This is a genomic window from Streptomyces endophyticus (genome assembly GCF_035798155.1).
In the GTDB taxonomy this organism is placed as follows: domain Bacteria; phylum Actinomycetota; class Actinomycetes; order Streptomycetales; family Streptomycetaceae; genus Streptomyces; species Streptomyces endophyticus.
Window position 1 is genome coordinate 1 of record NZ_JAOZYC010000036.1, and the last position, 8,812, is coordinate 8,812.

Consider the following 8,812-nt stretch of genomic DNA (forward strand, 5'->3'; position numbering starts at 1 on the left):
CTCGGCCGCGACCGGCGGCGGCCTCGCCGAAACCGGCTCCTCCAGCGACGGCGCCCTGCGCGCCCTCGGCCTGGCGGCCGGCACGGTGATCCTGCTGGGCGGCGCGGTCTTCACCTTCCTGCCGCGGGCGCGTCGAGTGGTCAGGGGCCGGTGACAGGACGAACACCCTGGCGGCGTCGTGGGGTTAGCGTGCAGAAGCAAATCAACCTCACGGCGCCGCCTGGTAAAAGCGTGTCTGGCTCGTAATACTTCATCTCTCGCCGATCTATTTGCAGTGTGCTTGTGTGGATGATCTCGGCTTCGGCCGAGGGCACACGCTGTGCTTGACCAGGCACGGCAGAAACGATCGACGCAAGGGGAATCGGCGATGCGCAAGTTGCGGAGGGCCGGTGCGGTCGCGCTGCTCACGGCGGGACTGACGTTCGGAGTGGCCGGTACGGCCAGCGCGGGTGGTTACGGGCAGGACAGCCCGGGCCAGTGGCAGAGCGGAGGCACCGGGTACGCGCTCGGCTGTTCCATGGCGCATTGGCTCTTCCACACACACTGCAAGGCCTGACACCGGATACGCGAAGGGGCCCGGCCACACCGAACGGTGTGGCCGGGCCCCTTCGTTGTCACGTGGACCGGAGGCGGTGGCGTTAGTGCACGCCACCCATCAGCGGCTTGACCTTCTTGCGGAACATGAAGACCGCGACACCGGCGAGGACGGCGAGGGCGCCCTGGGAGGCGAACCACCACTCGGTGTCGGTCGGCGCGCCGATCAGCTGGAGCAGGGCGATGACCGAGTCGCCGGCGGTGACGGCGAGGAACCAGACACCCATCATCTGCGAGCCGTACTTCTCCGGCGCCAGCTTCGTGGTGAGGGACAGGCCGACCGGAGAGAGCGTCAGCTCACCGATGGTCTGGATCAGGTAGACCGAGCACAGCCACAGCGGGGTCACCTTGGCGTCGCCGGAGGCGGCGGCCTGGGCGAGCATCATCACGAAGAAGGACAGACCGATCAGGAAGACGCCGTTGGCGAACTTCGAGAGGGTGCTGGGCTCCTTGCCGCGCTTGTTGAGCCAGATCCACAGCCAGGCGGCGACCGGCGCGAGCGCCATCACGTACAGCGGGTTCAGGGACTGGAACCAGCTGGACGGGAACTCGAAGCCGAACAGCGTGTTGGTGGTGTCGTTCTGCGCGAACAGGGTCAGCGTGGAACCGGTCTGGTCGTAGATGGCCCAGAACACGGCGGCCACGAGGAAGAACCAGATGTACGCGGAGACACGGGACTGCTCGGTGTCGCTCAGCTCGCGGTCGCGCTTCATCTTGACCAGGTACCAGATCGGCAGGACCAGGCCGAGGATGGTCAGCGGCCACAGCAGCCAGTTCACGGTCAGCAGGCCACCGGCGCCGGTGGCGCCGTAGAACACGAGGGCGATGGCGGCCCAGATCGCGGACTTCTTCCAGATCGCGCGCTTCTCGTCGTCGCCCATCGGGGCCGGGACGACGTTGGACTCGTCCGACAGGTAGCGGAAGCCGAACAGGAAGCAGGCCAGGCCGAGCGCCATGCCGACACCGGCCATCGCGAAGCCGAGGTGCCAGTTGACCGTCTGGCCGATGGTGCCGATCGTCAGCGGCGCGAAGAAGGCGCCGACGTTGATCGCTATGTAGAAGATCGAGAAACCGGCGTCACGGCGCGGGTCGTTCTTCTCCGGGTACAGGTGGCCGACCATCGTCGAGATGTTGGCCTTGAGCAGACCCGAACCGGCGGCGATCAGGCCGAGGCCGAGGTAGAAGGAGCCGGACCAGGGCAGCGCCAGGGTGAAGTGGCCGACCATGATGATCGCGGCGCCCACCGCGGTCGTCTTGCGCGGACCCCAGATGCGGTCTCCGAGCCAGCCGCCGGGCAGGGCGAGCAGGTACACAAGGGCGTTGTAGACGGAGTAGATCGCGGTCGCCGTGGCGACGTCGAGGCCGAGGCCACCGTCGATCACGCCGGCCGACAGGTACAGCACGAGAAGCGCGCGCATCCCGTAGAAGCTGTACCGCTCCCACATCTCCGTCAGAAACAGAAAGGCCAGGCCGCGAGGGTGGCCAAGGAAGGTCTTGCCACCGGCGCCGGGCGCGGTGGCTTCCTTCGTCAGGCTGGACGCCATGGGGGGTTCCTTGCTCGCTCGGGACGCTGCACCTTCGTGGGGAGCGGGCGCCCGCGTGGGGGAGGCCGGCACCGGAGCCCGCCGATGCGGCGGGGCCCGAGATCCACACCCCGGCGCGCTTCCTTACACGCGGGGCCCGGCCACAGGTCGTTCCTAAAAATGCTGACGCACGTCAGCTCACACACGAAAGGGACCTTGGGTGCGCAGTGCGCTCCAAAGGTCCCCCAGTAGTGCATCAGGCGTTGAATCACCTTACGAACGACTCAGCGGCATATGGAAGGACTTGAGAGATGGATCACAGGCCTTCGCGGAACCACTCGCACTGTTTCAAAGGTGTTCCCCACGATGACACCCGGACACCGCAGGGCGCGAACCCGGAGGCAAAAATTCCGTTAACCACCGGACGCCGCAGTGGCGGATCACCCCACGGGCGTCGTCCGGCGCGGACTACCATCACCTCATGACCCGTGTACTGCTCGCCGAGGACGACGCGTCCATCTCGGAGCCGCTGGCCCGCGCCCTGCGCCGGGAGGGTTACGAGGTGGAAGTGCGCGAGGACGGTCCCACCGCCCTCGACGCCGGACTGCAGGGAAGCATCGACCTCGTCGTGCTCGACCTCGGACTGCCGGGAATGGACGGCCTCGAGGTGGCCCGCCGAATGCGCGCCGAGGGGCACACGGTGCCGGTGCTGATCCTCACCGCCCGCGCGGACGAGGTGGACACGGTCGTCGGCCTCGACGCGGGCGCCGACGACTACGTGACCAAGCCCTTCCGCCTCGCCGAACTCCTCGCCCGCGTCCGGGCCCTGCTCCGCCGCGGCGCCACCGAACCCGTCCAGGCCCCGGCCACGCACGGCGTCCGTATCGACGTCGAGTCGCACCGCGCGTGGATGGGCGAGGAGGAACTCCAGCTCACGGCCAAGGAGTTCGACCTCCTGCGGGTCCTCGTACGGGACGCGGGCCGCGTGGTCACCCGCGACCAGCTGATGCGCGAGGTCTGGGACACGACGTGGTGGTCGTCGACCAAGACCCTCGACATGCACATCTCCTGGCTCCGCAAGAAACTCGGCGACGACGCGGCGAACCCGCGCTACATCGCCACGGTGCGAGGTGTGGGCTTCCGCTTCGAGAAGAGCTGAGCCGACCCGCACGGGGCTCCGCCCCGTGTCCGTAACCACGGTGCCGCCGACGCATCCGGGACACTAAGAGACATGCGCCGCCGACTGATCAACTCCACCCTCGCCGTGGTCCTGGTAGTGATCGCCGTCTTCGGTGTCTCCCTGGTCATCGTGGAGACCCGAACCATCACCAACAGCGCCCAGGAACGCGTGGAGTCGGAGGCCGTCCGCCTCGCCTCCATCGTGGACAGCCGGATCCTCGGCGAGGAACAGATCACCGGCAGCATCCTCCAGGACCAGGTCGCGGGGGACCGCTACGCCGAGATCGACATGCCCGGCCGCGCGCCGCTCACCATCGGCACGGAACCCGTCGGCGACGTCATCTCCTACACGGCCACGGGAGAGCAGGGCGAGAAGGTCACCGTCGAGGAGGCCCGCTCGGCCGTCACCACGGAGGTCGGCCGCACGCTCCTGATCATCGCGGGCGTGGCCCTGCTCGCGATCGTCGCCGCCGTGCTGCTCGCCGTACGCCAGGCGAACCGCCTCGCCTCACCGCTCACGGACCTCGCCTCCACGGCGGAGCGCCTCGGGTCCGGCGACCCGCGGCCCCGGCACAAGCGCTACGGCGTCCCGGAGCTGGACCGCGTCGCCGACGTCCTCGACGGTTCGGCGGAGCGCATCGCCCGCATGCTGACGGCCGAGCGACGCCTCGCGGCCGACGCCTCGCACCAGCTGCGTACGCCCCTCACGGCGCTCTCCATGCGCCTGGAGGAGATCACGATGACCGAGGACCTCGACGAGGTGAAGGAGGAGGCGACGATCGCGCTCGCGCAGGTCGAGCGGCTCACCGATGTCGTCGAGCGGCTGCTCACCAACTCCCGCGACCCGCGCACGGGGTCCGCCGTCCCCTTCGACCTGGACGAGGTGATCAAGCAGCAGCTGGAGGAGTGGCGGCCCGCCTACCGCAGCGCCGGGCGCGCGATCGTCTCCTCCGGCAAGCGCCACCTGACGGCGGTCGGCACGCCGGGCGCGGTCGCGCAGGTGCTCGCCGCGCTGATCGAGAACTCGCTGATGCACGGTGGCGGCACGGTCGCCCTGCGGACCCGTGTCACCGGCAGCCAGGCCATCGTCGAGGTCACGGACGAGGGGCCCGGAGTCCCGCCGGAGCTGGGCTCGCGGATCTTCGAGCGGACCATCAGCGGCCGCAATTCGACGGGCATCGGCCTCGCCGTCGCCCGCGACCTGGCGGAGGCCGACGGGGGCCGCCTCGAAATGCTCCAGAGCAGCCCGCCGGTCTTCGGCCTGTTCCTCTCCCGTACGCCGCTGAAGAAGACGGCGGACGGCGACGAGGAGCAAATGATCAGGTGACGCGCGACGGTGGCGTCGACTGCGAGTCGCCGAGGAACGATTCCGCGCTGGCCACGGCCTCCCTCGCCGGCAGCGTCCGGAACACCCACGTCCGGTACGACCAGAACCGGAACAGGGTCGCGAGGCCCATGCCGAGGAACTTGAAGATGTTGCTCTGCAGCGAGCTGTTCCAGCCGAACCCGTACGTCGCCGCGTACAGGACCCCGTTCTCGATGATCAGGCCCGCCGCGCTGAACAGCAGGAACAGCGTGAGCTCCTTGGTGCGGCCGCTCTTGTCCCGGTCGCGGTACGTGAAGTAGCGGAACCCCACGTAGTTGAAGGCGATGGCGACGACCGTCGCGATCACGCTGGCCCGCACCACCTGGAGGTCGGTGCTGTGCCGCATGAGGTTGAAGACGGCGAAGTTCACGAGGACGCCCAGGGCACCCACGACACCGAACTTCGCGACCTCGCGGGCCACGCCCGCCAGCCGCTGTCGCAGTGCGCCGATGCGGCCGGTATGTCCCGTGATGCCCATGATGGTCGCCTCAGCCCCCGTGATGTCCGTCGTACCCGTCGTGTCGGATCTGGTCGTGACCGACCCAGCCATGCTAACCACGCGCCTTCGCTCTGTGCCTGTGCTCTGCAGGACGCGGTACGGGTACCGGACACCTGGCCGATACCCTGTGGGTGTGACGTTCCCCGTAGTCGGCATGGTCGGCGGTGGACAGCTCGCTCGTATGACACACGAGGCAGGCATCCCGCTCGGCATCAGGTTCAAGCTCCTCAGTGACACCCCGCAGGATTCCGCGGCGCAGGTCGTCGGCGATGTCGTGATCGGCGACTATCGCGACCTGGACACGCTGCGTGAGTTCGCGCGAGGCTGCGACGTGATCACTTTTGATCACGAGCACGTACCGACAGAGCATCTACGGGCCCTGGAGGCGGACGGCATCCCCGTCCGCCCGGGCCCCGACGCGCTGCTGTACGCCCAGGACAAGGGCGAGATGCGCGCGAAGCTCACGTCGCTCGACGTGCCGTGCCCGCGCCACCGCATCGTGAAGGACCCGGCCGACGTGGCCGCCTTCGCCGAGGAGGGCGAGGGCTTCCCCGTCATCCTCAAGACGGTGCGCGGCGGCTACGACGGCAAGGGCGTGTGGTTCGTACGCTCCGAGGCCGATGCCGCCGACCCGTTCAAGGCGGGCGTGCCGGTCCTCGCCGAGGAGAAAGTCGACTTTGTACGGGAGCTGGCGGCCAACGTCGTCCGCTCCCCGCACGGCCAGGCGGTCGCGTACCCCGTCGTCGAGTCCCAGCAGGTCGACGGCGTCTGCGACACGGTGATCGCCCCGGCCCCCGAGCTCGACGAGACCCTGGCGGGCGAGGCGCAGGAGCTGGCGCTGCGCGTCGCGCAGGAGCTCGGCGTGGTCGGCCACCTCGCGGTCGAACTCTTCGAGACCCACGACGGCCGCATCCTGGTCAACGAGCTGGCGATGCGCCCGCACAACTCCGGCCACTGGACGCAGGACGGGGCGATCACGTCCCAGTTCGCGAACCACGTCCGCGCCGTCCTCGACCTGCCGCTCGGCGACCCGCGCCCGCGCGCGACCTGGACGGTCATGTGCAACGTCCTGGGCGGCGACTACCCGGACATGTACAGCGCGTATCTGCACTGCATGGCCCGCGACCCGCAGCTCAAGATCCACATGTACGGCAAGGACGTGAAGCCCGGCCGCAAGGTCGGCCACGTCAACACCTACGGCGACGACCTGGACGACGTGTTGGAGCGCGCCCGTCACGCAGCCGGCTACCTCCGAGGAACGATCACCGAATGACTTCCGCAGTGAGCCCCGTGGTGGGCATCGTCATGGGCTCGGACTCCGACTGGCCCGTCATGGAGGCCGCGGCGAAGGCCCTCGACGAGTTCGAGATCCCCTACGAGGTCGACGTCGTCTCCGCGCACCGGATGCCGCACGAGATGATCTCGTACGGGGAGCAGGCCGCCGAGCGCGGCCTCAAGGCGATCATCGCGGGCGCGGGCGGCGCGGCCCATCTGCCCGGCATGCTGGCGTCGGTGACGCCGCTGCCGGTGATCGGCGTGCCGGTCCCGCTGAAGTACCTCGACGGCATGGACAGCCTGCTGTCCATCGTGCAGATGCCGGCCGGTGTCCCCGTCGCCACCGTCTCGGTCGGCGGCGCGCGCAACGCGGGCCTGCTCGCGGCGCGCATCCTCGCCGCGCACGACGAGGAACTCCTCGGCCGGATGAAGGACTTCCAGCAGGAGCTGAACGACCAGGCGACCGAGAAGGGCAAGCGGCTGCGGGCCAAGGTCGAGGGTTCGGGCTCCGGCTTCGGCTTCGGCAAGTGACGCGTTCGGTAAGTGACGTGGGAGTGACACGTATGAACGCTTCGTCCATCGAGGAAGCCCGTTCCCTGCTCGCGGAGTTCCCGGTCGTCGACGGGCACAACGACCTGCCGTGGGCGCTGCGCGAGCAGGTCACGTACGACATCGACGCGCGCGACATCGCCACCGACCAGAGCGCCCATCTCCACACGGACCTGGGCCGGTTGAAGGCCGGTGGCGTCGGCGCGCAGTTCTGGTCGGTGTACGTCCGTACCGACCTGTCGGGCGACGCGGCGGTCAGCGCCACGCTCGAACAGATCGACTGCGTCGACCAGTTGATCGCCCGGTACGCGGGTGAGCTGCGCGAGGCGCGGACCGCGGCAGACATGGAAGCGGCGCGGGCCGAGGGGCGCATCGCGTCGCTCAAGGGCGCCGAGGGCGGCCACTCCATCAACAACTCCCTCGCCACGCTGCGCGCGCTGTACGCGTTGGGCGTCCGCTACATGACGCTCACGCACAACGACAACATCGCGTGGGCGGACTCGGCGACGGACGAGCCCGGCGTCGGCGGCCTCTCGGCCTTCGGCCGCGAGGTGGTCCGGGAGATGAACCGCGAGGGCATGCTCGTCGACCTGTCGCACGTCGCGGCGGAGACGATGCGCGCGGCGCTGGACGTGTCCGAGGCGCCCGTGATCTTCTCCCACTCCTCCTCCCGCGCGGTGTGCGACCACCCGCGCAACATCCCGGACGACGTGCTGGAGCGGTTGTCGGGGAACGGGGGAGTGGCGATGGCCACCTTCGTCCCGAAGTTCGTCCTCCAGGCGGCGGTCGACTGGACGGCCGCGGCCGACGACAACCTGCGCTCGCACGGCTACCACCACCTGGACACGTCCCCGGAGGCGATGAAGCTGCACCGCGCCTTCGAGGAGGCACGGCCGCGCCCGGTCGCGACGGTCCCGACGGTGGCGGACCACCTCGACCACATGCGCGAGGCCGCGGGCATCGACCACATCGGGATCGGCGGCGACTACGACGGCACGGCGTTCACGCCGGACGGCCTGAACGACGTCTCGGGCTACCCGAACCTGATCGCGGAACTGGTCGACCGGGGCTGGTCCCGCACCGACCTCTCCAAACTGACGTGGCGCAACGCGGTCCGCGCCCTCGGCGACGCGGAATCGGTGGCCTCCGACCTCCGCTCCCGCCGCGGCCCCTCGAACGCGACGCTGTCCCAGCTGGACGGGTAGCGCGCGGCTCGGACCGGGTGGGGTGTTTGCGGTGGCACGGGTGGGGTGCTTGCGGTGGCACGGGGGTGCGGGGCCGCCGGCCGGGGTGGGCCGTGGCGGGGGTGTGTGGCGGCGGGTGGCGGTTTCGGGGTGAGCTGTGGCGGGGTTGTGCGGCGGCGGGTGACGGTTTCGGGGTGGGCCGTGGCGGGGGTGCGGCGACGGGGTGCGGTTTCGGGGTGAGCCGTGGGCGGGCGTGTGCGGCGGCCGGTGACGGTTTCGGGTGAGCCGTGACGGGGGTGCGGGGGCGGTTCGGGCGGCCGACGCCCTGTCGCGGTCCCACGTCACCGTGCCTTGCGAAGCCCGGCCCGGTCTCGGGTAGCCCGCGGCTTCCGGCAGCCGGCCGAGTGGATGCGCTTCCCCGCGGGGTTGCCATCGCCTCGCCTCGCCTCGCCTCGCCCCGCCTCGCCTCGCCCAGCCCCTTCTTCCCCGCTCACCTCCCACCCACCCGCCCCCTCCGGGGGCTCCGGTCGAGAGCCCCCGGCCCCCAGGGCTCTGCGGCCCCCAGGACCCCCGGCCCCCAGGACCCCCGGCCCCCAGGACCCCCGGCCCCCAGGACCTCCAGGTCCCCAGGACCTCCAGGTCC

The 8,812-nt window shown here is 70.0% G+C and carries 8 protein-coding genes; 6 read left to right on the top strand and 2 right to left on the bottom strand.

The features are described from left to right. Window positions 1-367: 367 nt before the first annotated feature. Window positions 368-556 (top strand): hypothetical protein, encoded by a 189-nt coding sequence (locus tag OKJ99_RS06845; protein WP_326014883.1) that lies wholly within the window; start codon window positions 368-370, stop codon window positions 554-556. Between the two features lie 82 nt (window positions 557-638). Here OKJ99_RS06845 and OKJ99_RS06850 read toward each other — a convergent pair whose 3' ends face one another. Further along, a complete protein-coding gene (locus tag OKJ99_RS06850; RefSeq protein ID WP_326014884.1) occupies window positions 639-2,138 on the bottom strand; it encodes a peptide MFS transporter in 1,500 nt (499 codons plus the stop codon). 460 nt (window positions 2,139-2,598) lie between these two features. On the opposite strand from OKJ99_RS06850, the gene OKJ99_RS06855 reads away from it, so the two are divergent. Beyond that, window positions 2,599-3,276 (top strand): response regulator transcription factor, encoded by a 678-nt coding sequence (locus OKJ99_RS06855; RefSeq protein ID WP_266710971.1) that lies wholly within the window; start codon window positions 2,599-2,601, stop codon window positions 3,274-3,276. 72 nt (window positions 3,277-3,348) lie between these two features. Beyond that, window positions 3,349-4,623 (top strand): ATP-binding protein, encoded by a 1,275-nt coding sequence (locus OKJ99_RS06860; protein ID WP_326014885.1) that lies wholly within the window; start codon window positions 3,349-3,351, stop codon window positions 4,621-4,623. Here the strand turns inward: OKJ99_RS06860 and OKJ99_RS06865 are convergent. Then, window positions 4,616-5,140 carry a GtrA family protein gene (locus OKJ99_RS06865; RefSeq protein WP_326014890.1) on the bottom strand — a complete coding sequence of 175 codons (525 nt, stop codon included), beginning with the start codon at window positions 5,138-5,140 and terminating at the stop codon, window positions 4,616-4,618. The two genes, OKJ99_RS06860 and OKJ99_RS06865, sit on opposite strands and share 8 nt — an antisense overlap. A gap of 70 nt (window positions 5,141-5,210) precedes the next feature. On the opposite strand from OKJ99_RS06865, the gene OKJ99_RS06870 reads away from it, so the two are divergent. From OKJ99_RS06870 to OKJ99_RS06880, 3 genes are read left to right on the top strand one after another with little or no spacing between them, the layout of a single operon-like run. Next, complete coding sequence (locus OKJ99_RS06870) at window positions 5,211-6,434, top strand: 5-(carboxyamino)imidazole ribonucleotide synthase (RefSeq protein WP_326014886.1); 1,224 nt, start codon at window positions 5,211-5,213, stop codon at window positions 6,432-6,434. Continuing rightward, on the top strand, window positions 6,431-6,967 hold the full coding sequence (purE, locus tag OKJ99_RS06875; protein ID WP_326014887.1) for a 5-(carboxyamino)imidazole ribonucleotide mutase: 537 nt from the start codon (window positions 6,431-6,433) through the stop codon (window positions 6,965-6,967). The genes OKJ99_RS06870 and purE overlap by 4 nt, the downstream gene beginning before the upstream one ends. A gap of 32 nt (window positions 6,968-6,999) precedes the next feature. Continuing rightward, window positions 7,000-8,190, top strand: a complete 1,191-nt coding sequence (locus OKJ99_RS06880; RefSeq protein ID WP_326014889.1) for a dipeptidase — start codon at window positions 7,000-7,002, stop codon at window positions 8,188-8,190. Window positions 8,191-8,812 lie beyond the last annotated feature (622 nt).

Bases quoted from the DNA above. Each gene is read 5' to 3' on its own strand.
- OKJ99_RS06845 (WP_326014883.1), top strand. From the start codon at position 368: ATGCGCAAGTTGCGGAGGGCCGGTGCGGTCGCGCTGCTCACGGCGGGA.
- OKJ99_RS06850 (WP_326014884.1), bottom strand. From the start codon at position 2,138: ATGGCGTCCAGCCTGACGAAGGAAGCCACCGCGCCCGGCGCCGGTGGC.
- OKJ99_RS06855 (WP_266710971.1), top strand. From the start codon at position 2,599: ATGACCCGTGTACTGCTCGCCGAGGACGACGCGTCCATCTCGGAGCCG.
- OKJ99_RS06860 (WP_326014885.1), top strand. From the start codon at position 3,349: ATGCGCCGCCGACTGATCAACTCCACCCTCGCCGTGGTCCTGGTAGTG.
- OKJ99_RS06865 (WP_326014890.1), bottom strand. From the start codon at position 5,140: ATGGGCATCACGGGACATACCGGCCGCATCGGCGCACTGCGACAGCGG.
- OKJ99_RS06870 (WP_326014886.1), top strand. From the start codon at position 5,211: ATGCTAACCACGCGCCTTCGCTCTGTGCCTGTGCTCTGCAGGACGCGG.
- purE (WP_326014887.1), top strand. From the start codon at position 6,431: ATGACTTCCGCAGTGAGCCCCGTGGTGGGCATCGTCATGGGCTCGGAC.
- OKJ99_RS06880 (WP_326014889.1), top strand. From the start codon at position 7,000: ATGAACGCTTCGTCCATCGAGGAAGCCCGTTCCCTGCTCGCGGAGTTC.